Raw genomic sequence first — 20,441 nt, 5'->3', positions numbered from 1 at the left:
TGGGTTCCCATGCCCGCGGCCACTGTCGCCACCCTGCGGGCGGTTCATCCGAACATGCGGTCGCCCTGCTCGTTGACGATCTGCTGGCCCTTCTTCAGCGCCATGTCGGCGGCGTCGCTCTGCGAGGCGAAGCGGTCGGCGCGCACGAAGCGGTGCTCCTTCACCACGCCGTCGATCTCCTTGGAGATCACCCCGCAGGTCTGGAACTGGCCTTCGGCCTTGTACGGCGTGGCGCGGATGGTGAAGCCGTTGTATTCGAGCGCGCTACCGACCGGCTTTTCGCCACTCTCCTCGCCGTTGCCGCCACCGCCGCCGAACAGCCGCTTCAGGAATGACATCGATCGTTTCCTCGCCTGATTTGCCGGACACCCTAAAGCATGTCGCCCGAAGGTGGGAACCGGTTCGGACGACGAGATGCCTAAAAATGCACGAGGTGCTCGCCGTCAGGCGAGATGCAGCACGATCTCGCGCCGGTGCGGGCGCGTCCGATGCTCGAACAGATAGATGCCCTGCCAGGTGCCCAGCGCCAGCCGCCCGCCCATCACCGGAACCGACAGGGAGGTCGCGGTCAGCGCCGCCTTGATATGCGCCGGCATGTCGTCCGGCCCCTCCAGACGGTGAACCAGAAAATCCATGGACGGGTCGTCCGCCGGCGGGACGAGGCGCCTGAAGAAGGCGTCGAGGTCGCGCTTCACGTCGGAATCGGCGTTCTCCTGCACCAGCAGCGAGCAGGAGGTGTGGCGCACGAACAGCGTCAGCAGCGCGCTCTCCAGCCTCGCCTCGCGCACGACGGTTTCGGCGCGGTCGGTGAATTCGTAAAGGCCCGGGCCATTGGTCGGGATCGTCAGCATCGTCTGCGGCATGAAGGGCAGCCCGGGCGCTCAGAGGGATGTCAGGCCGAGCTGTTCCAGGCACATGGTGATGGAAGGCGCACGCACCGCCTGAAGTGTTTCGGCTGGGCCAGCCTGAAAGATGTCGGCATAACCCTGCGCGCCTAGCCGGCGATGGACATGCGTCACCAGCGTGTTGGCGTCGATCACCCATACCTCCGGTATGCCGTAGGCTGCATAGACCCCGATCTTGCGGCCGAGATCGTAGCGCAGGCTGGTATCGGCGACTTCGATGGCGATGAGCACATTGTGGCCGCGCAGTTGTTCGATCGTCACGGCCCGTGGAAAGACGCAGAAGTCGGGCTCTAGAAAGGCGATCTCGTCCAACCGCAGCGTCGTTTCCTGCAATGCGCGGAGATCATTGGAGATTATGCGCTGCAGATGCGCGTTGATCTCGCCTTTCACATGCTCATGGCGCGCGCCCTTCGGCGACATCGGCACCACCTCCCCGCCGATCAGCTCGAACCGCTCGTCCTCGTCGATGATGCCGGCCGCTACCATCGCCTCGATCTCGGCGACGCTCCACGGACGCCGCGGCATGCCGTCTGCTGCCTGCGTGGTCGCCGGCCAAACCATGTCCAGGTGGAAGCGCTCGTTCATGCTTGAACACTAGCACAAGCTGAATGAAACCGCGACCAGCCTCACCGCTCGGTCAGCGCCAGCTTGGCGCCGAGCGCGACGAAGGCCGCGGCGAAGGTGCGGCGCATCCAGGCCATGACGCGCGGGCTCCCTGTCACCTTGTCGCGCACCGCGGCGGCGCACAGGCCGTAGATGGCGAAGATGACGAAGGTCGCCAGCATGAAGACGCCTGAAAGCTCCAGCATACGCATCAGCACGTTGGGATCGGCCGGGGCGATGAACTGCGGCAGGAAGGCGACGAAGAAGATCGACAGCTTCGGGTTGAGCAGGTTGATCAGCACGCCGTCGACCAGCACCTGCCGGGCGCTGCGCGGGTCCGGCCTGGCGTCGATCTTCAGCGCGCCGTGCTCCTTCAGCGTCTGCCAGGCCATCCACAGCAGGTAGGCGACGCCGGCATATTTCACGATGTCGAACAGCAGCGCGCTGGCATGCAGCAGCGCGGCCAGGCCGGTGAGAGCCGCGACGAGATGCGGCACGATCCCCAGCGTGCAGGCGAAGGCGGCCAGCACGCTGGCGCGGCCGCCGCGCGACAGGCCGGCGGCGAGCGTGTAGACCACGCCGGTTCCCGGCGAGGCGACGATGATCAGTGTGGTCAGCAGGAACTCGATCGACATGCCCGTCCTCCTTCGGTCCGGCGACCATAGTCGAGGCTTCGCCTTCGCGGAAGCGGCGCTGCGGATGCCGGCTGGGGAGAAGGCGGACCGGAACTTTCTACGGCTGGCCCGGTTCGGTCCCATCATGACCGAACACCGACATAGCTACGCCTATCTCCGCCTGCTGGTCATGACAGTGCTGTCCTTCCTGGCAATGTACATCCTCATGTATGCCATGGTGAACCGTCTCGCCGATGTCTACGCCAATCTCAACCAGGCCTATATGGCGGCTCTGATGGTCTGCCCCATGGTAGTGATCGAGCTCTGGCTGATGCGCGGCATGTACGCCAACCGCGCGGCCAATCTCGCCATTGTCGTCGCCAGCATCCTGGTCTTCGCTGCCGCCTGGGCGATGACGCGGCAGCAGACGGCGATCGGCGACGAGCAATTCCTGCGCTCTATGATCCCGCATCATTCCGGCGCGGTGCTGATGTGCGAGCAGGCGCCGATCGAGGACGCGGAGATCCGCGATTTATGCGGCACCATCATCCCCGGGCAGCAGGCCGAGATCGACCAGATGAAGGCGATCCTCGCCAGGGTCCGGGCGGAGTAGGTACATAAACCGAAACAGCCGCGCCGTCATAGAGGGCATCCGGCGGAGCAATTTCGAAGCGCGCCGGTGACGGAGGAAGAGACGGCATTGCCGTCTCTTCCGTCCACCTTGATCGCTTGGCTCGATCCTTTGTATGCAGTCCGGCTCAGCCGAGCGAGTTGATGATTTCCCGATAGGCGCTTTCCGGAAACGCCTTCAGCGTGCGGGTGCGCACATTGCCGGCCGCGCCGAGCTGCAGGGCAAAACGTGCCATCACGGCGTCGTCCGGCGCTTCGCAGACGGCGACGATGTCGCAGTCGCCCGTCGTCAGGAAGAAGTCGCGAAAGGTGCCGCCCATGTCGGCCAGCGCCTTCTTCGAGGCATCGAGCCGCTTCGGCGATTCGCGCAGGTTTCGCACACCCTGGTCGGTCCAGTTGATCAGAAGCACGTAGGTGGTCATTCCACACCTCCCTCCGGCGCCATGACGCAGCGGAGAGCCGGGGCGGAACGATGTCAGGTCGGCGCCGGTCCGTTCGCCCCGGCCGCATGCGCGAGTATGATCCCGGCCCGGTCGGGCGGCAAGAGCCGCACGCGAACCAGGCCGCAGCCACAGGGACACCCTCCGTCGGCAGCCTTCGGTCCGCGATCTCAGCCGGCGCCGGGCTCCGCCGGCATCGGCCCGGCATAGGCCGAATCCGGCCGCAGCAGACGGCCGGCGCGCTGCTGCTCGAACGCATGCGCGATCCAGCCCGCCGCCCGTCCCACGGCGAAGACCGGCGTGAAGGCCTCGCGCTGGATGTCCAGGGCGCCGAGCAGGATGCGGTGTAGAACTCGACATTGGTGTCGAGTTGCCGGCCGGGCTTGGCGCGAGCCGACAGCCTGCTCGCCGCGCTGGCGGCGGCCGGCGCCGACAAGTGCCTCGCTGTCGAGGCGCCCGGCACCGATCACCGAGCCGACCTGGCTCCACCCCAACATCGACTACGCGCTGGCGGTGATGATGCGCATGTTCGGCCTGGCGATCGACCACGAGGCGGCGTTCTTCGCCATCGCCCGCTCGGCCGGCTGGGTGGCCCATGGAGCAACTCGCCTCGGAAGTGCTGACCCGCCCCGCGCCCGCTATGTCGGTGGGCGCCAGGACGGTGAGTGGCGCCGGCCCTAAGCCGGATTTGAGCCGGGAGGGCCGGCGGCATGGCCGCTGCGGACCAAGATGGCGGGCCTGCCGCGACAGGCGTGGTTCGTCTTCAGGACGACAGGATCGCTTCGAGCGGTACCGTAGTCTGGCCTGCGGGCCGCGAAACGTGCAACTCTGCAAGATACCAGCCGTCGCGCTCGGCTTCCTCCGGGGAAAGGCCCCGCCTGCCGAGGGCGTCGAAGACGTTTTCCTGTTCCTCCGCCGAGACGAAGCGCCGTTGCGGAAACAGCGCGCCGGCGAGCTTTTCGGTGACGTAGCCACGCTCGGCCAGCATCTCCTCGACGGGCTGGTAGTCGAACATGCGAAGCACGAAATTGGCCATCCATACGCCCTTGTCGCGCCCGGCTTCCGCCAGATGCTCGAGCGACGTCTTCGTCACATAACCCACGCATCCCGTGGAAATGATCATGTCTGCGTCCTCGACGGCGCGGACGTCGGCGCTGGTGGGCTCATGCCGCTCCAGATTGGTCGATACGCCGCCGTCCATGACGCCCGCGCCGACGGCATAGGCGACCGCCCGCTCGGCGGCGTCGACGCCGACCACGGTCAGGGTGTCGTCGGCCGATCTGGCAAACAAGGCCCGGTCTCGTTCGAGCAGCGCCTTGCCGCCGCCGGAGACCCCGCCGTAAAGCCGGTAGAGATCGTCGAGCGACAGATCGTGCTTGAGCAGCGCCGAATTCACCCCGTAGGAACAGCCGACATCGATGATCTTCGCGGCCGTCTCGCCGTTAGCGTCCCGTTTCGCCTCCAGCAAGGACTTGAAGACGGGCTTGGCCACCTCGGGCACGCAGTAGCCGAGCTTGTGCAAGGTGGAGAAATAGTCCCTCGGATCCGGCCGGTTGTAGACGTGCTCAAGGCTGAGCTTGCCGACCCGATCGAAGATCGGCGCTGCGGCGGTCGAGGGTGGCGTGATGTCCATCTTGCAATTGTCCTTTCGGAAAGGGGAAGGATTTCCGCGCCCGCGGCGCGAAAGGCGAAGCTCCATGTTTGTTGGATGGCGACAGCATAGGCAGGCGGGGGGCGGAAAGAAACCCCAAATGTCGCAATTTGTTCCGCCGCGTCGCAATTCGGCTATAGTCTGGCCGACGCGGTTCGTTTGGGCCATCGTTGCCCGATCAAAAAAGAACCGCCGAAACCGCATTCAAGCGTGTTCCGGCGGCTTGTTCTTGACGGTCCGCCGCTGCTAGCGGTCGGAGCGGCGATTTCGATCTAGCTGTCCAGGAAGCTCCTCAGCTTGCGGCTGCGGCTCGGATGCTTCAGCTTGCGCAGCGCCTTCGCCTCGATCTGGCGGATGCGCTCGCGTGTCACCGAGAATTGCTGGCCGACCTCCTCGAGGGTGTGGTCGGTGTTCATGCCGATGCCGAAGCGCATGCGCAGCACGCGTTCCTCGCGCGGGGTGAGCGAGGCGAGCACGCGCGTCGTGGTCTCGCGCAGGTTGGCCTGGATCGCCGCGTCGATCGGCAGCACCGCGCCCTTGTCCTCGATGAAGTCGCCGAGATGCGAATCCTCCTCGTCGCCCACCGGGGTCTCGAGGCTGATCGGCTCCTTGGCGATCTTGAGCACCTTGCGCACCTTCTCCAGCGGCATGGCCAGCTTCTCGGCCAATTCCTCCGGGGTCGGCTCGCGGCCGATCTCGTGCAGCATCTGACGCGAGGTGCGCACGATCTTGTTGATCGTCTCGATCATGTGCACGGGAATGCGGATGGTGCGCGCCTGGTCGGCGATCGAGCGGGTGATCGCCTGCCGGATCCACCAGGTGGCATAGGTCGAGAACTTGTAGCCGCGGCGGTACTCGAACTTGTCCACCGCCTTCATCAGGCCGATGTTGCCTTCCTGAATCAGATCAAGGAATTGCAGGCCGCGGTTCGTGTACTTCTTGGCAATCGAGATGACGAGGCGCAAATTGGCCTCCACCATCTCCTTCTTGGCGATCGCCGCCTCGCGCTCGCCCTTCTGCACCTGGTTGACGATCTTGCGGAACTCGGAGATCGAGATAGCCGTCTCGGTGGCGAGGCTCTGGATCTCGGACCGCAGCGCGCCGGCGGCGGCGCCCTCGCTTCTGGCGAACTCCTTCCAGCCGCGCGTCGGCAGCCCGCCGACCCGCGCCAGCCAGTTGGTGTCGAGTTCCGAGCCCTGGTATTCCCGCAGGAACTCTTCGCGGCGCACGCCATAGCTCTCGGCCAGCCTCAGCAGCTTGCCCTCGTTCTGCACCAGCCGCTTGTTGATGTCGTAGAGCTGCTCGACCAGCGCCTCGATGCGGGCGTTGTTGAGCGACAGCGACTTCACCGCCTTGATGAGCTGATCCTTCAGCTCCTTCAGCCGCTTGTCCTGCACGGGCGACAGGGTCTCGGCGGAGGCCAGGCGGCTTTCGACCTGCTGGTCCTGCAGCTTGCGCAGCTTGCCGTAAGTGTCGGCAATGACGTCGAGCGTCTGCATCACCTGAGGGCGCAGCTCAGCCTCCATCGCCGCCAGCGACAGCGAGGCCTCGTCGTCGTCCTCCTCGTCCTCCTCCTGTCCGCGGGTATCGCCGCCGACATTGGTGATGTCGTCGTCCTCGCGCGCGGCGCGGCGTCCGCGCTCTTCGGGGGCCTTCGGCTTCTCCAGCTCCTCGGTGCGCTCGACGGTCGGCGCCTGCTTGGCCTCCGGGCCGGCATAGGTCGCCTCGAGGTCGATGATCTCGCGCAGCAGGCCCTTGCCCTCGTTGAGGTCGTCGCGCCAGATGATGATGGCCTGGAAGGTGAGGGGGCTCTCGCACAGGCCGGCGATCATGGTCTCGCGGCCGGCCTCGATGCGCTTGGCGATGGCGATCTCGCCCTCGCGCGACAGAAGCTCGACCGAACCCATCTCGCGCAGATACATGCGCACGGGATCGTCGGTGCGGTCGGTCGGTTCCTTCTTGGGCGTCGTGGTCGCCACCGCCGTGCCGGTCTGCTCGGCCAGCTCGTTGGCGTCATCCTCCGCATCGGCGTTGGCGTCGGTGGCTTCCGCCTCCTCGCCTGTCTCGTCGTCCTCGACGACGTTGATGCCCATGTCGGAGAGCATGGCATTGATGTCTTCGATCCGATCCGGATCCGTCTCCTCGGACGGAAGCACCGCGTTCAGCTCGTCCAGGGTGACGTAGCCGCGCTTCTTGGCGGCCTTGATCATCTTCTTGACAGCGTCGTCGGAAAGGTCGAGCAGCGGGCCGTCGGTGGTGGCTTCGCGTTCGGTCTCGACTTCTTCCTTTTCCTTGGTCGCCATTCCTTGCCTACTCCAAAAGGGCGGTGATGCGCGGCACTCCGATTCCGGCCCGAAACCGGATATCAATGGTCCGCTGATGCCGGCCGCGGCCGGTCCTGCTCACGTTTCGGTCAATCATCGTATCTGGAGCGAGGTCCCGTCCCGTCCAGCCTTTGGTACCGCCATTCCACGATCGGTGAGAACAATCCCACGGGTCTACGTCTCGAATCGTCCTGATTCCGCCATTCCGGCGGAAGGTCAAGCGCCTGTCGCATGATTCGCGTTAAAAAAGCGAATCAATTGAGGCAGACCCCGGTGCGGTTCAGTTGCGATCCGCGCGCCCCGACGGAATGCCAAATCCCTCGATCAGCGCTTCGGTGGCCTGGAGGTCCCGGAACTGCGCCTGGATGTCGATGAGATGACGGTAGTTCTCGTCGGTGGGCTCGGCGGCAAGAGCCGTCTCGGCCAGTTTCAGCTCCTTATGTAAGGTGCGCGCGCTGCGCTGCAAGTGCAGGGCCTGCGCGAAGGCCTCGCGGGCATCCTCGATCGCGGCTTCCCGCAGCGCCGGCCACTGCCGCGCCCGCCGCACCAGCGCCTCGGCGCGCTGCCATATCTCGTCCAGCCCGGACGCGGCGATCGCGGCGTGCATCTGGTCGCGGTCGCCGGCCCGGCCATGGGCGGCGGCATCGATGATGCCGGCATGCAAGTGCCTGAGGTCGGCATTGCCGGGGTCGAGCGCCTCGACATGCTCGAAATGCTCGTCGATCAATTGCGGATGGTTGACCAGGGCAACGAGCAGCGTGGTCTCGCGCAGCGGCATAACGCCGCCGGCCCGCTTCACCAGCGCCGACCGGGCGAGGCTCTCGGAGACGGCGAGGCGTCCGGCGGCCTGTCCCGGTCTCCCGCTCCCGCCGCGCGCCGCGAAACCCCGGTCGCCCTGCTGGCTCGGCCGGCCCTGAGGTCTTCCGCGCGGCGCGCCGAAAAACGCCTGGACGCGCTCGCGCATGTCCTGCTGATAGTGGAAGCGCACGCTCTCGTCACGGATCTTCGACGTCAGCTCGCGCAAGGTCTTCTCGAGTTCGGCGCGGCGCTCCGGCGTGTCGAAAATGCCGCCGGTGGTCTCGCGCATCCACAAAAGGTCCGACAGCGGCCGCGCTTCGGTCAGCACCGCGCGGAAGGCATCCGGCCCCTCGTCGCGCACCAGGTCGTCGGGATCCTTGCCCTCCGGCAGCAACGCGAAGCGCGCCGTGCGGCCCGGCTGCACGGAGGGAAGGATCATGTCGGCGGCGCGCCAGGCGGCGCGCAGCCCGGCCTGGTCGCCGTCGAAGCACAGCACCGGCTCCGGCACCATCTTCCACAAGAGCTCCATCTGGGTCTCGGTGAGCGCCGTGCCGAGCGGCGCCACCGCGTAATCGAAGCCGGCCTGCGCCAGCGCGATCACGTCCATATAGCCCTCGACGGCGATGACGGTGCCGTCCTTGCCCATGCCCTTGCGCGCGCGGGCGAAATTGTAGAGCATCTCGCCCTTGTGGAAGAGCTCGGTGTCGGGCGAGTTCATGTATTTTGCCGCGACCTCCGGCGACATGGCGCGGCCGCCGAAGGCGATCACCCGGCCTTTGCGGTCCTCGATCGGGAACATGATGCGGTCGCGGAACCAGTCGTAGGAGACGGGGATGTCGTCGCCGTGGCGCACCAGCCCGCAGGCCTCGATCTGCTCTTTCGCCACGCCCTTGCCGGCCAGAAACTCCTTCAGCGCGTTGCGGCTGTCGAGCGCGAAACCCAGCCGGAATTTCTGCTGCGTCGCCGGCGTCAGGCCGCGGTCGCGCAGGTAGGCGCGGGCTTTCGCGCCGGCGGCCGAGTGCAATTGCTGCTGGAAGAAGCTCGTGGCCATCTCCATCACGTCGTGCAGGCTGGCGCGCTGGCGCTCGCGCTGTTCGGCGGCTTCATCCCGCGCGGGCATCGCCACGCCGGCCATGTCGGCGATGCGCTCCACGGCCTCTGGAAAGCCCAGACCGTCGAGCTCGGTCAGAAAGCGGAAATGGTCGCCAGAGACGCCGCAGCCGAAGCAGTGATAGCGGCCCTTCTTGTCCTCGCAGTGGAAGGAGGGTGTCTTCTCGCCGTGGAAGGGGCAGCAGGCCCAGAAATCGCCGCGCGCCGCATTGGTCTTGCGGCGGTCCCACGACACGCGCTGGCCGATCACGGCCGAAATCGGCACGCGGTCGCGTATCTCGTCGAGGAAGGAAGGGGGGAAGCGCATGGGGCTCGCTGTCGGTTGCCGATCTATATAGGCGCGAATGATCGCCGGCGCGAAGGGCCGCCAACGTAAATGCCCGCGATTCACAGGTGTCCGACCGGCGTCTGGCAACAACCGTGGCGGTTCCCCACTCTGTCCGACGGTACGGCAGATCTACTGCTTTGATGTTTTCTGATTGTTTCCTGCATGATTTTTGACCGCCCGCCTGGACGCTTCCATGAGGGCAAGCGATCGTTCCGAGGGTAATCGTCCTCACAGGCGGTGAACGTCACCACGGAAGAAAATCTAAACCCTCGCCTACAACTTCTGGGTTGCCCCGTGCCGCCGTCCGTGCTTGGTCGCCGGCCTCGCCTGCCTCCTCCGGTGCCACCATGCCGCTCCCGCTCGTCGCCCTCTTCCTCGCCGCCTTCGCCTTCGGCACCACAGAGTTCGTCATCGCCGGCGTGCTGCCGCAGGTGGCGGCGGGGCTGGAGGTGTCGATCCCGACCGCCGGCTACCTGGTTTCCGGCTATGCGCTCGGCATCGCCATCGGCGGCCCGCTGCTGACGCTGTTGACCGCCCGGTTGCCGCGCAAGACGCTGCTGGTGTGGCTGACGGTCGCCTTCGTGATCGGCCAGGTCGCCTGCGCGCTGGCGCCGGACTTCTTTTCGATGCTGATGATCCGCTTTGCGGTGGCGGTGGCGCACGGGGCCTATTTCGGCGTCGCCATGGTGTTGGCCACCGGTCTGGTGCGGCCGGAGCAGCGCGGCATGGCGGTCGCCGTCGTGCTTGCCGGCCTCACCGTCTCCAACGTCATCGGTGTGCCCGTCGGCGCCGCCATCGGCAATGCGCTGGGATGGCGCGCCACCTTCTGGTCGATGCTGGCGCTGGGCGGCGTCGCGTTGATAGCCATGATCGCGCTGCTGCCGGCCGCCACTGGCGCCTCGGCGCGTCCGGTGGGGCTGCTGAAGGAGGTGCGGGTGCTCGGCCGCCAGCAGGTGTGGACCTCGCTCATCCTCATGCTGATGCTGATGATCGGCCAGTTCGTGCCGTTCACCTACATCGCCCCGCTGCTGCAGGAGGTCACGGGCATCGAGGCGGTTTCGGTGCCGTGGGTGCTGCTGCTCAATGGCGGCGGCGCCACCCTCGGCGTCTTCCTTGGCGGCCGGCTTTCCGACTGGAAGCTCATGCCGTCGCTGATCGTCATGCTGGCTTTGCAGGCGGCGGTGCTGGCGGCGATGTATTTCGCCAGCTCTCATCCGCTGCCGATGGTGCTTGCCGTCACCGCCTGGGGCTGCCTCAACTTCGCCATCGGCACGCCGATCCAGGCGCGCATCCTCGGCTGGACCGCCGACGCGCCCAACCTCGCCTCCTCGCTCATCCCGTCCGGCTTCAACATCGGCATCGCGCTCGCCGCCTTCGTCGGCGCTGCCATGCTGAACGGCGGCTACGGCTATCGCGACCTGCCGGTGCTGGGCGTCGGCGCGATGATCGTCGCGGCCGCCGTGGCCGTGCTCTCATACCTCTCCGAGCAGCGCAGCGGGATCAAGCCGCCGCGCCGGGTCGAGGCGCAGTGAGAGCGGTGCACGGACCTGACTTCGGCGTGAAGACACCGCGCCGCAATGCCGGAGATGCGACAGGGGCGGCCCTCGCGAGCCGCCCCTGTCATTTCCGCTCGTCCGCTCAGCGTCCGGCGATCAGGCCGGCGATGATGCCGCTGGTGATGCCGATCAGCAGGTAGTCGTTGTCGACCTTGACCCAGCGCTGTCCCGGACCCGGGCGGTGGAGGCCGTAGCGCCCATAGTCACGCACGACATGCTTGCGCTGCCACTCCGGAACGCGGTGCCCCTTCACCCAGCGATGGCGCTCGACCTTGCGGACGACGACCTTGTCGCCGCGCCGGATCACCTCCTTCCTCTCGACATGGCGGGAATCCCGCCTGTCGAAGTGGCGGGAATCGTGCTTGGGGGCGTGGTACTTCTGCACCTTGCGGTATTCCTCGCGAGAACCGTGGCGCTCGGCGGCCTGGGCGGCCGGCACGGCGAGCATCGACAGGGCGAGTGCGGAGAGGATGAGACGTTTCATTCGGGAGGTCCTTTCGTCATGTGACACGATGGACGGTAGGTCTCGGCGGATGAATGCAGTCTGAACGGGAACATTACAATTACGTAATGGATTCAGTGGCGTAGGAAGGGTTCTGAAACTTCTCCGCAATTTCCCGACAGTCGTTGCGAACCATGGCCCCCGAGGCGGCGGGCCGCTGCCCGGGGAGGACGCAACCGTCTATGCCGATCGCTGCGCAGCGCCGCCGGACCCGCCGCGCGAACGCGCCGCTTTGTGGATTTTTGTGTCGGCACGATGCTCCATGCTTCTTTTCCTTACGTCGTGCGTTGATGAAAAATGGCTGTTTCCGACATCGCAGGTCGGTGCCGGACAACCCGGTCGATCCACTTGGCATTCTATTAATCGGCTAATATATTTGGGCTTGTCATGCGCATGATTCCCGCCGGTCGTCGACCATTCGGCCGCCCGCTTCGCCTGTACAGGTGCGGCCGGTGACCGGCTCGGTCGTCCTCGTCCACCTTGCCGGTGCGATCGCGCTGCTGCTTTTCGCCACGCGCATGGTGCGCACCGGCGTCGAGCGCGCCTATGGTGATGCGCTCAAGCAGAAGCTGCGCGGCACCATGCGCAATCCGCTGCTGGCGGTGCTGGCCGGAACCGGGCTGTCGATCGCCTTTCAGAGCTCGACCGCCGTCACCCTGCTGGTCGGCTCCTTCGCCGGCGCGGGCATCGTCAGCGGCATGGCCGGCCAGCTCGCCGTGCGCGGCGCCGAGATCGGCTCGGCGCTTGTGGTCAAGCTGCTGTCCTTCGACTTGAGCCTCCTGGTGCCGGTCTGCATCGCCGCGGGAACGGTGATGTTCATGGCCACCGAGCGCCGCGACTGGCGCCAGATCGGGCGCATCCTGGTCGGCGTCGGCCTGCTGATCCTGTCGCTGGAGATGATCGGCGAGGCTGCCGAGCCGCTGCGCGAGAGCCGGCTCCTGCCGGTCATCGTCGCCTATTTCGCCAGCGACCCGGTGACGGCCTTCCTGCTCGCGGCGCTGATGACCTGGCTGTTCCATTCCAGCATCGCCGCCGTCCTGCTGTTCGTCACGCTGGCCGAGCGCGGCTTCATCCCGCCGGAGCTCGGCATCGTGCTGGTGCTCGGCGTCAATCTCGGCAGTTCGGTGATCGCGCCGCTGCTCACCCGCGGCGCCGCGCCGGCGGTGCGCGTCGTGCCGGTCGGCAACCTGTTGATGCGCGGCGCCGGGTCCATCGTCATGCTGACGCTGTTCCTTGTGTTCAAGCCGCCGGTCGGCATGCTCGGCGCTGCCGTCAGCGATCAGATCATCCACGCCCACATTCTGTTCAACTGCATCATCCTGATCGCCGGTATTCCGCTGGCCGGGCTCGTCTACCGTGCTTCGCAGGCGATCGTGGCGCTGGGCGGCGGCGGGGAGAAGGCCGGCACGCTTGCCGATGCCGAGCTGAGCGCGCTCGACGAGGCGGCGCTCGCCACGCCCAGCCTGGCGCTCGCCAATGCGACGCGCGAGGTGGTGCGGGTGTGCGAGACCGTCGAGATCATGCTGACACGAGTGATCGAACTCTACGAGCATGCCGACCAGGACAAGATCGATGAGCTGGCCGCGCTCGACGATCGCGTCGACCGGCGCCATGCGGCGATAAAGCTCTACCTGGCCAAGATCGCGCCGGCCGAGCTGACGCAGGCCGAGGCGCTGCGCTGCCAGGAGCTGCTGGGGGCCTGCGTGAAGCTGGAGCAGGTCGGCGACATTATCGTGCGCAACATGCTGGCGCATGTGCAGAAGAAGCTCGACCGCGGGCTCACCTTCACCGACGAGGGCTGGCGCGAGCTGACCGCCTTCCACCACGTCGTGCTCACAAATGCCCGGCTCGCCTTCAACGTGCTGGTGTCGCGCGACGCCGAGACGGCGCGCCAGCTCGTCCAGGAGAAGGACCGGCTGCGGGCGCTGGAGAAGCAGGCAAGCCAGAGCCATTTCGAGCGGCTGCGCGAGGGCACGGCGAAAAGTGTCGAGACCAGCTCCATCCATCTCGACACCATCCGCGACCTGAAGCAGATCAACTCGCTGCTCGCCTCGATGGCCTATCCGGCGCTGGAGGAGGCCGGCCTGCTCACCGGGACCCGGCTTAAGGCGGTCTAAGGCCCGTGGCCTGATGCGGAAGCGCGGGCCATTCACCGCGCGATGGGGCAAGCCCGCCTCGCTCCTGCGCAAAATTCGTTGTCGAGCTGGCCGGCACAAGCGACGGGCGGACCGGGCTTCCTGCCTGGCTGCCGCGCCGGCTGCTGGAACAATTGCCGCTGCGCGGACATTGCGGGGGATCGGACGATCGAGCAGAGGAGGCAGGAGATGGACCTGGCCCGGCAACGACTCCGCCTGTCCGGCGGCACGGAATTGTCCTTCGTCACCGCGGGTGAGGCGTCGATGCCCCCCGTCCTGCTGCTGCACGGCTTTCCCGGTTCGGCGGACTATTTTCGCGACGTGGTGCCGCTCCTGTCGCAGGTCGCCTACGTGATCGCGCCGGATCTGCCCGGCTTCGGTGAGTCGGACGTCCTGCCACAGGTCACCTTCGATGCGTTCGGCGAGGCAATCGCGGAGCTGCTGGACCGGCTCGCCGTCGGGCCGCGCTATGTCTACCTTCACGATTTCGGCGCTCCGGTCGGCTTTCATATCGCCATGCGGGCGCCGGATCAGGTTCTTGGCCACATCATCCAGAATGCCAACGCTCACCGGACCGGGTTCGGGCCGCCATGGGACCCGGTCATCGCCTATTGGTCGCATCCGGACCCGGACAACGAGGCGGCGGCGACCGCGCATCTGACATTCGAGGGCGTGCGCAACGGCTATCTCGGCGGGATGCCGCCGGACGTGGCGGCGCGAATCCCGCCCAAAGTCTGGGAGGAGGACTGGCGGGTGATGCAGTTGCCGGGCCGGATGGAGACCCAGCGGGCGCTGATCAAGGATTATGGGAACTACGCCGCGCGATTCGACGAGATCGCCGACCATCTCGCGCGCTGGCAGCCGCCCTCCCTGATGATCTGGGCGCGCCACGACCCCTTCTTCGACCTCGCCGAGGTGCTGTCATGGATGCAGGCGCTGCCGAGGATGGAAGCCCATGTCCTCGATGCGGGCCACAAGCTGCTTGAGACGCACGCGGCGACGGCCGCGCCGCTCATGGTCGATTTCATCAAGCATACGCAAGGGCGAAGCGAAAGATCGGCAGTGTGAGCATATGGGGCATGTGTGCCGCCCACGGGCAGCACACATGCTTGAGTGACAGGCCTGCTACTGCAGCAGCTCCTTGACGATGCCGCTCGCCTTGCCGAAGTCCATCTTGCCCGGATATTTTTCCTTGAGCGCGTTCATGCAGCGGCCCATGTCGCGCAGGCCGCCGGCGCCGACCTCATCGACCACCTGGCGACAGGCGCGCTTGACCTCGTCCTCGCCCAGCTGCCTGGGCAGGAACTCGCGGATGATGGCGATCTCCTGGCGCTCCTGCTCGGCCAGCTCCAGCCGGCTGCCCTGCTCGAAGGCGGCCGCCGATTCCTCGCGCTGCTTCACCATCTTGGCCAGGATCTGCAGGATCTCCTCGTCGTTGACGGGATCCTTGCCGGCACCGCGATTGGCGATGTCGCGGTCCTGGATCGCGGCGTTGATCAGGCGCAGCGTCGAGGTGCGGCGCTTGTCCTGAGCCTTGAGGGAGGTCTTGAGGGCCTCGGCGATAGCCGCGCGCATGGCGGATTCTCCTTTTCACGAGCGCGGACAATAGCGCTGCCGCCCGGCCGACGCAAATCCGAGCCGCGCAGCCAACTTCCTGTTTTCGCTCCGGAAAATAATTGGCATTGCGGCCGGCTCACGCCGGTTGACCCGCCGGGAGGCATCGCATATCGTGCGCGCCTTGCATAAAGTAGGTTTTGCATTTACGGCTGCCGCAACATTGCGGCGAGCCGTTTCTTGCCGCGTATATGGCCCTTCGCGTGCTTGTCCGCAAGCACCGGGCATTTTCTGACGGAGCCGCCTGATGACCGCCTCGACTGCCCCCTGGGGACCCGAACTGCTGACCGCCGCCCTGGTGCTCGCCGACGGCACGGTGATCCGCGGGCGAGGCCTCGGCGCCACCGGCAGCGCGGTTGCCGAAGTGTGCTTCAACACGGCGCTCACCGGTTACCAGGAGATACTTACCGACCCGTCCTATGCCGGCCAGATCGTCACCTTCACCTTTCCGCATATCGGCAATATCGGCGTCAACGACGAGGACATCGAGGACCTGAACCCGGCGGCGCGCGCCGGCGCGGTCGGTGCTGTATTCAAGGCCGACGTCACCAACCCGTCCAGCTACCGGGCCGGCGACCATCTCGACCGCTGGCTGAAGCGGCGCGGCGTCATCGCCATCAGCGGCGTCGACACGCGGGCGCTGACCGTGCTCATCCGCGAGAAGGGCATGCCCAACGCGGTGATCGGGCATTCGCCGGATGGAAAATTCGACCTCGACGACCTCAAGCAGCAGGCCAAAGCCTGGCCGGGGCTGCTCGGCCTCGACCTCGCCAAGGACGTCACCTCCGGCCAGTCCTCGGTGTGGACGGAAAAGCCCTGGGTGTGGAACGAAGGTTATGACGGGCAGGGCGAACCGGAATTCCACGTCGTCGCCATCGACTACGGCGTCAAGCGCAACATCCTGCGCCTGATCGCCGGGCTCGGCGCCAAGGTGACGGTGGTCCCCGCAAGCGCCACCGCCGAGGACATAATGGCGCTCAAGCCGGACGGAATCTTCCTCTCCAACGGCCCCGGCGATCCCGCCGCCACCGGCGCATACGCCGTGCCGGTGATCAAGGACCTGCTGAAGACCGACATCCCGATCTTCGGCATCTGCCTCGGCCATCAGATGCTGGCGCTGGCAGTGGGCGCGACCACGACGAAGATGCATCAGGGCCATCATGGCGCCAACCATCCGGTCAAGGACCACACCACCGGCAAGGTCGAGATCGTCTCGATGAACCACGGCTTTGCGGTGGATTCGGCGAGCCTGCCGACGGGCGTGGAGGAGACGCATGTGTCGCTGTTCGACGGCTCGAACTGCGGCATCGCGCTGGCCGGCCGGTCGGTGTTTTCGGTGCAGCACCATCCCGAGGCCTCGCCCGGTCCGCAGGATTCGCACTACCTGTTCCGCCGCTTTGCCAACCTGATCCGCCAGCGCAAGGGCGAGCCGGCGCTCGCCGAGCGCTGACAGGACAGAATCTTTCCTGTTCTCGAAGCGAGGAGGCCAATCGCCTCCTCGCTCATCCGGCACAGGCCGGGGCGGCGGAGCCGTCCGGGCTATTGCCCTCAGATCGGGTTGTTGAACGTATCGCAGTCCGACAGCTTGCCGCTCTTGAAACCGGCGGCGAACCAGCGCTGGCGCTGGTCGCTGGTGCCATGGTTGAAGCTCTCCGGCACCACATAGCCCTGAGTGCGACGCTGCAGCGTGTCATCGCCGATCTGCGCGGCGGCGTTCAGGGCCTCCTCCAGATCGCCGCGCTCCAGAATGCCTTTCTGCGCGGTGTAGTGGCCCCACACGCCGGCGAAGCAGTCGGCCTGCAGCTCGACGCGGGTCGACATCTGGTTGGCCTCGACCTGCGACATCTGCTGCCGCATCTGGTTGAACTTCGGCAGGACGCCGATCAGGTTCTGGACGTGGTGGCCGACCTCGTGGGCGATCACATAGGCTTCGGCGAAGTCGCCCGACGCGTCGAACTGGCGCGCGAGCTGATCGAAGAAGGCGGTGTCCAGATAGACTTTTCGGTCGCCGGGGCAGTAGAACGGCCCGGCCGCCGAGGAAGCGTAGCCGCAGGCAGAGGCGATGCCGCCCGAGAACAGCACCAGGCTGGGCTCCTGATAGGTCAGCCCCTCGGCCTTGAAGATGCCGCTCCACACGTCCTCGGTCTCGGCCAGGATGGTCGAGACGAACTGGCCCATCTCGTCGCTGGCCGGCGTGCTCTTCTGCTCCGTCAGCTGGCCGCCGCCGCCCGGCACCTGCTGGCCGCCGTCACCCAGCATGGCCAGCGGATCGATGCCGCAGGCGCGCAGCGCGAAGAACAGCACGACCAGGATGACGATGGTGGATATGCCGCCGCCGCCGGCGCCGCGGCCGATCGGGATGCGCATGCCTCCACCGCCCGGCCGGCCGAAGGGGCCGCCGCCCCCTCCACCGCCGCCGCGCCTGTCCTCGACGTTCTGGCTTTGCCTGCGGCCCTTCCAAAGCATACCGGCTCTCCCTGCGCCGGCGGACGACCGGCTATCTTGTCCGTGGAATCCGAAACTAGAGCAAAGGTTGCCTGGAGGGAACTGCCCGTCTCAGCTGAGTGGCTCAGGACGCCGCCCGCCACGAGCCGCTGCGGATGTAGTCTTCCAGGGCGGCGGCGCTGAGCGCCGGCCCGAAGGCGAAACCCTGCAGCTTGTCGCAGCCGATCTTCTCCAGGATGCGCGCATGCGCCATGGTCTCGACACCTTCGGCCACGACCTCGATGCCGAGCGTCCTGCCGATCTCGATGATCGATTCGACCAGATGGCGCTGACGCACCGACTTGACGATGGGCTGGACCAGCTGGCGGTCGATCTTGAGGCGGCGCGGCTGCAGCTTGAGCAGGCCGACGACGGAGGCATAGCCGGTGCCGAAGTCGTCTATCTCGATGTCGATGCCGAATTCCTTGATGCGGTCGACGTTCCAGCGCACCAGCTCGTCCGTTTCGTCGAGGAAGATCGACTCGACCAGCTCGAAGGACAGCACTCCGGGCCGGATGTCGAGCCGCCTTAGGCTGTCGATCAGTTCCTCGTCGCGCAGGCGGCGCGCCGACACGTTCACCGATATGCGCGGCACCAGGAGGCCGCTCGCGGTCCAGCGGTCGAACTGCGACAGCGCCTGCTCGAGGATGATCCTGTCGAGGGTCGAGACGACGTTGAGATCCTCCGCGGTCGCCAGGAAGGCGTCGGGCGTGAGCAGGCCCTCGGTCGGATGGGCCCAGCGCACCAGCGCCTCGACGCCGGCGATCTCACGGGTCCGGGCGTCGAACTGCGGCTGGTAGTGGGCGATGAACTCGTTGCGCTCCAGCCCGCGCAGGATGTCGTCGGCGAGTTTCTTGGTACGCACGATCTCGGCCTGCAGCGCTTCGTCGAAGAACTCGTGCCTGTTGCGGCCCCGGTTCTTGGCCCGGTAGAGCGCGATGTCGGCGTTGACCAGCAGGCGTCCCGGATCGATTTCGGCGCCTTCCTCGACGGCGATGCCGATGCTGACGCCGAAGCGGCATTGGTGGCCTTGATAGGCGACGGGGCGCCGCATCTCCCGGACGATGCGGCGGGCGACCTCCTCGATGTTGTCGCTGCCCGGCCGGCCGACGCAGACGACCACGAATTCGTCGCCGCCGATGCGGGCGACGAAGTCGTCGCTGCGCACGTTCTGCTTCAGCACCTGCGAGGCGTGGACCAGCATGGCATCCCCCGCGACATGGCCGAGCGTGTCGTTGATCTGCTTGAAGCGGTCGAGATCGATGTGCAGCAGCGCGATGCGCCGGCCGTCGTGGGCGCACGCCGCCGCCAGCCGTTCGAGTTCTTGGTCGAGATAGCGGCGGTTCGGCAGACCCGTCAGAGCGTCGTGCTGGGCGATGTGCTCGATGCGGGCCCTGGCTGCCTCGAGCTGGGCGCTCCGCTTCTCCGCCAGCACCTTGGCCTTCTCCAGGTCCTTGTTGAGCGTCACGTCGTCGGTGACGTCCCATTCCGCCCCGATCATGCGCGGCGTGTCGCGTGGATGGTGGACGATGGTAGCGTGAGTGCGGATGTGGCGCACCGTCCCATCGGGACGGATGATCCTGTATCTGGACGAATGCGGCCTGTCTTCCGCGACCTGGCGGTGGAAATCGGCGTCGGCGCGCGCGATGTCGTCGGGATGCAGCACCGCCAGCCAATCCCTGTAGTTGCGCGGCCCGCCCGATCCGCCCAGGCCGTAGATATCGGAAAGCCGGTCGTCCCAGATCAGCTCGTTGGTGGCGAGGTCGAGTTCCCACACGCCGATGTGCGAGGCGCCGAGGGCGAGCTCGAGGCGGTTCGAGAGCCGGCGCAGACGGGTCTCGCTGTCCTGCAGGGCAAGATAGTTGCGCTGGCGCTGGGCATAGAATCTGCCGGCGAAAGCGATGGGGATGACGACCAGGATGCCGGCGGCGAGGATCAGGGCGCGCAGCAGCCAGGCATTGCCGGGCTCGCCATCCCAGCCTCCCCGCGGCACCGCCGCGATCTGCCAGGTACCGAAGGGCATGGACACGTCCATCACGACAGGGTCTTCCTCGGTAATGCCTTGACGCCCGAAGAACGGGGCGCTTCCGGGCGCCTCGCGGCGGAGCAGGGCGATCTCGACGCCGTGATCCTCCAGCAGTCCGCTGTCGCGATAGAGCTTGTCGATATCGATCACCGCCGACACCAGGCCCCAGAAGCGCCGTCCCCCATCGTCGCCGACGAACACCGGAAACCTGCCGATCAGCCCTTGTCCGCCCTGCACCAGGTCGACCGGACCGGTGAGGACCATCTGCCGGCTGTCGCGGGCGCGAAGCGCGGCCTCCCGCTGGGCGGGATTGGTGCGATAGTCGAGGCCGACCACCCGCTCGTTGCCGTCGGCGGGATGGACCATGGTGACCACGAGGTCGGGGGCGGCGACGACGTTGCGGAGCTGGTTGGTCCCGTCGAACAGGCGTTTCGCCAGTTCGCCGAAGCGCCGCTGGTCGATGTCCGGTTCGGCGGCGACCATGGCGACGAGGCCGCGCACCAGCTGGGCGTTGCCGTGGATATTGCCTTCCAACTTGGCGCGGACCAGGTTGATCTTGGCGAGAACCTGGGCGCGCAGCGCCTGTTCGGAGACGATCCTGTTCTGATGGTCGGCGAAGATGCCGAGCAGGGCTATGCCGATGACGGCGACGACAGCTGGAAAGGTGCCGGGCGAGATCAAGCTTCGTGAAATCTGGCCGAAGTTTATCAAGGTTGCCACT

The 20,441-nt window shown here is 66.6% G+C and carries 18 protein-coding genes and 1 pseudogene; 6 read left to right on the top strand and 13 right to left on the bottom strand.

Features of this window, described 5'->3' with window-relative positions:
- Positions 1–44: 44 nt before the first annotated feature.
- The 4 genes from AC5JDC_RS13145 to AC5JDC_RS13130 all read right to left on the bottom strand — a co-directional run bounded on the left by AC5JDC_RS13145 (position 45) and on the right by AC5JDC_RS13130 (position 2,143).
- Positions 45–338 (bottom strand): HlyU family transcriptional regulator, encoded by a 294-nt coding sequence (locus AC5JDC_RS13145; protein WP_106772242.1) that lies wholly within the window; start codon positions 336–338, stop codon positions 45–47.
- Positions 339–443: 105 nt separating this feature from the next.
- On the bottom strand, positions 444–863 hold the full coding sequence (locus AC5JDC_RS13140) for a secondary thiamine-phosphate synthase enzyme YjbQ (RefSeq protein ID WP_495841732.1): 420 nt from the start codon (positions 861–863) through the stop codon (positions 444–446).
- Positions 864–881: 18 nt separating this feature from the next.
- On the bottom strand, positions 882–1,490 hold the full coding sequence (locus AC5JDC_RS13135; RefSeq protein ID WP_106772240.1) for a Uma2 family endonuclease: 609 nt from the start codon (positions 1,488–1,490) through the stop codon (positions 882–884).
- A 41-nt stretch (positions 1,491–1,531) separates the two neighbouring features.
- Entirely contained in the window at positions 1,532–2,143 is a 612-nt protein-coding gene (locus AC5JDC_RS13130; protein WP_495841731.1) for a LysE family translocator, read from the bottom strand.
- Positions 2,144–2,267: 124 nt separating this feature from the next.
- Between AC5JDC_RS13130 and AC5JDC_RS13125 the strand changes: the two genes are divergently transcribed.
- Positions 2,268–2,735: a DUF305 domain-containing protein gene (locus tag AC5JDC_RS13125; protein WP_495841730.1), complete on the top strand. Its 468-nt coding sequence runs from the start codon at positions 2,268–2,270 to the stop codon at positions 2,733–2,735.
- 145 nt (positions 2,736–2,880) lie between these two features.
- On the opposite strand, the gene AC5JDC_RS13120 is transcribed toward AC5JDC_RS13125, so the two are convergent.
- On the bottom strand, positions 2,881–3,174 hold the full coding sequence (locus AC5JDC_RS13120) for a GYD domain-containing protein (protein WP_495841729.1): 294 nt from the start codon (positions 3,172–3,174) through the stop codon (positions 2,881–2,883).
- A 188-nt stretch (positions 3,175–3,362) separates the two neighbouring features.
- A pseudogene (locus AC5JDC_RS13115) lies at positions 3,363–3,583 on the bottom strand (citrate/2-methylcitrate synthase); the annotation flags it as partial.
- 125 nt (positions 3,584–3,708) lie between these two features.
- Between AC5JDC_RS13115 and AC5JDC_RS13110 the strand changes: the two are divergent.
- On the top strand, positions 3,709–3,873 hold the full coding sequence (locus tag AC5JDC_RS13110; RefSeq protein ID WP_495841728.1) for a hypothetical protein: 165 nt from the start codon (positions 3,709–3,711) through the stop codon (positions 3,871–3,873).
- 82 nt (positions 3,874–3,955) lie between these two features.
- On the opposite strand, the gene AC5JDC_RS13105 is transcribed toward AC5JDC_RS13110, so the two are convergent.
- The 3 genes from AC5JDC_RS13105 to dnaG form a co-directional block, all read right to left on the bottom strand.
- The gene (locus AC5JDC_RS13105) at positions 3,956–4,825 is read right to left on the bottom strand and encodes a hypothetical protein (protein WP_495841727.1); all 870 of its coding nucleotides are present in this window, start codon (positions 4,823–4,825) and stop codon (positions 3,956–3,958) included.
- Positions 4,826–5,115: 290 nt separating this feature from the next.
- Entirely contained in the window at positions 5,116–7,146 is a 2,031-nt protein-coding gene (rpoD, locus tag AC5JDC_RS13100; protein ID WP_106772235.1) for an RNA polymerase sigma factor RpoD, read from the bottom strand.
- Between the two features lie 301 nt (positions 7,147–7,447).
- Positions 7,448–9,382, bottom strand: coding sequence for a DNA primase (gene dnaG, locus AC5JDC_RS13095; protein ID WP_495841726.1), 1,935 nt, complete (start codon positions 9,380–9,382; stop codon positions 7,448–7,450).
- A 368-nt stretch (positions 9,383–9,750) separates the two neighbouring features.
- On the opposite strand from dnaG, the gene AC5JDC_RS13090 reads away from it, so the two are divergent.
- Positions 9,751–10,935, top strand: a complete 1,185-nt coding sequence (locus tag AC5JDC_RS13090; protein WP_495841725.1) for an MFS transporter — start codon at positions 9,751–9,753, stop codon at positions 10,933–10,935.
- 106 nt (positions 10,936–11,041) lie between these two features.
- On the opposite strand, the gene AC5JDC_RS13085 is transcribed toward AC5JDC_RS13090, so the two are convergent.
- Entirely contained in the window at positions 11,042–11,443 is a 402-nt protein-coding gene (locus AC5JDC_RS13085) for an RcnB family protein (RefSeq protein ID WP_106772230.1), read from the bottom strand.
- A 470-nt stretch (positions 11,444–11,913) separates the two neighbouring features.
- Here AC5JDC_RS13085 and AC5JDC_RS13080 point away from each other — a divergent pair, with 470 nt between their 5' ends.
- Both AC5JDC_RS13080 and AC5JDC_RS13075 read left to right on the top strand, forming a co-directional pair.
- The gene (locus tag AC5JDC_RS13080; protein WP_495841724.1) at positions 11,914–13,578 is read left to right on the top strand and encodes a Na/Pi cotransporter family protein; all 1,665 of its coding nucleotides are present in this window, start codon (positions 11,914–11,916) and stop codon (positions 13,576–13,578) included.
- Between the two features lie 207 nt (positions 13,579–13,785).
- Positions 13,786–14,664, top strand: a complete 879-nt coding sequence (locus tag AC5JDC_RS13075; protein WP_495841723.1) for an alpha/beta fold hydrolase — start codon at positions 13,786–13,788, stop codon at positions 14,662–14,664.
- A gap of 57 nt (positions 14,665–14,721) precedes the next feature.
- On the opposite strand, the gene AC5JDC_RS13070 is transcribed toward AC5JDC_RS13075, so the two are convergent.
- Positions 14,722–15,171 carry a GatB/YqeY domain-containing protein gene (locus AC5JDC_RS13070; RefSeq protein ID WP_106772226.1) on the bottom strand — a complete coding sequence of 150 codons (450 nt, stop codon included), beginning with the start codon at positions 15,169–15,171 and terminating at the stop codon, positions 14,722–14,724.
- A gap of 286 nt (positions 15,172–15,457) precedes the next feature.
- On the opposite strand from AC5JDC_RS13070, the gene carA reads away from it, so the two are divergent.
- On the top strand, positions 15,458–16,660 hold the full coding sequence (gene carA / locus AC5JDC_RS13065; protein WP_495841722.1) for a glutamine-hydrolyzing carbamoyl-phosphate synthase small subunit: 1,203 nt from the start codon (positions 15,458–15,460) through the stop codon (positions 16,658–16,660).
- A 98-nt stretch (positions 16,661–16,758) separates the two neighbouring features.
- On the opposite strand, the gene ypfJ is transcribed toward carA, so the two are convergent.
- Positions 16,759–17,676 (bottom strand): KPN_02809 family neutral zinc metallopeptidase, encoded by a 918-nt coding sequence (ypfJ, locus tag AC5JDC_RS13060; protein WP_106772224.1) that lies wholly within the window; start codon positions 17,674–17,676, stop codon positions 16,759–16,761.
- A gap of 103 nt (positions 17,677–17,779) precedes the next feature.
- Complete coding sequence (locus AC5JDC_RS13055; RefSeq protein ID WP_495841721.1) at positions 17,780–20,431, bottom strand: bifunctional diguanylate cyclase/phosphodiesterase; 2,652 nt, start codon at positions 20,429–20,431, stop codon at positions 17,780–17,782.
- Positions 20,432–20,441 lie beyond the last annotated feature (10 nt).

The organism is Kumtagia sp., from assembly GCF_059502445.1.
Note: the sequence above shows the minus strand (reverse complement) of the source record. Positions and strands in the feature narration are given on the sequence as shown.

Bases quoted from the DNA above. Each gene is read 5' to 3' on its own strand.
- carA (WP_495841722.1), top strand. From the start codon at position 15,458: ATGACCGCCTCGACTGCCCCCTGGGGACCCGAACTGCTGACCGCCGCC.
- AC5JDC_RS13135 (WP_106772240.1), bottom strand. From the start codon at position 1,490: ATGAACGAGCGCTTCCACCTGGACATGGTTTGGCCGGCGACCACGCAG.
- AC5JDC_RS13085 (WP_106772230.1), bottom strand. From the start codon at position 11,443: ATGAAACGTCTCATCCTCTCCGCACTCGCCCTGTCGATGCTCGCCGTG.
- AC5JDC_RS13120 (WP_495841729.1), bottom strand. From the start codon at position 3,174: ATGACCACCTACGTGCTTCTGATCAACTGGACCGACCAGGGTGTGCGA.
- AC5JDC_RS13130 (WP_495841731.1), bottom strand. From the start codon at position 2,143: ATGTCGATCGAGTTCCTGCTGACCACACTGATCATCGTCGCCTCGCCG.
- AC5JDC_RS13145 (WP_106772242.1), bottom strand. From the start codon at position 338: ATGTCATTCCTGAAGCGGCTGTTCGGCGGCGGTGGCGGCAACGGCGAG.
- AC5JDC_RS13070 (WP_106772226.1), bottom strand. From the start codon at position 15,171: ATGCGCGCGGCTATCGCCGAGGCCCTCAAGACCTCCCTCAAGGCTCAG.
- AC5JDC_RS13090 (WP_495841725.1), top strand. From the start codon at position 9,751: ATGCCGCTCCCGCTCGTCGCCCTCTTCCTCGCCGCCTTCGCCTTCGGC.
- AC5JDC_RS13140 (WP_495841732.1), bottom strand. From the start codon at position 863: ATGCCGCAGACGATGCTGACGATCCCGACCAATGGCCCGGGCCTTTAC.
- AC5JDC_RS13075 (WP_495841723.1), top strand. From the start codon at position 13,786: ATGGACCTGGCCCGGCAACGACTCCGCCTGTCCGGCGGCACGGAATTG.
- rpoD (WP_106772235.1), bottom strand. From the start codon at position 7,146: ATGGCGACCAAGGAAAAGGAAGAAGTCGAGACCGAACGCGAAGCCACC.
- AC5JDC_RS13125 (WP_495841730.1), top strand. From the start codon at position 2,268: ATGACCGAACACCGACATAGCTACGCCTATCTCCGCCTGCTGGTCATG.
- ypfJ (WP_106772224.1), bottom strand. From the start codon at position 17,676: ATGCTTTGGAAGGGCCGCAGGCAAAGCCAGAACGTCGAGGACAGGCGC.
- AC5JDC_RS13105 (WP_495841727.1), bottom strand. From the start codon at position 4,825: ATGGACATCACGCCACCCTCGACCGCCGCAGCGCCGATCTTCGATCGG.
- AC5JDC_RS13110 (WP_495841728.1), top strand. From the start codon at position 3,709: ATGATGCGCATGTTCGGCCTGGCGATCGACCACGAGGCGGCGTTCTTC.
- dnaG (WP_495841726.1), bottom strand. From the start codon at position 9,382: ATGCGCTTCCCCCCTTCCTTCCTCGACGAGATACGCGACCGCGTGCCG.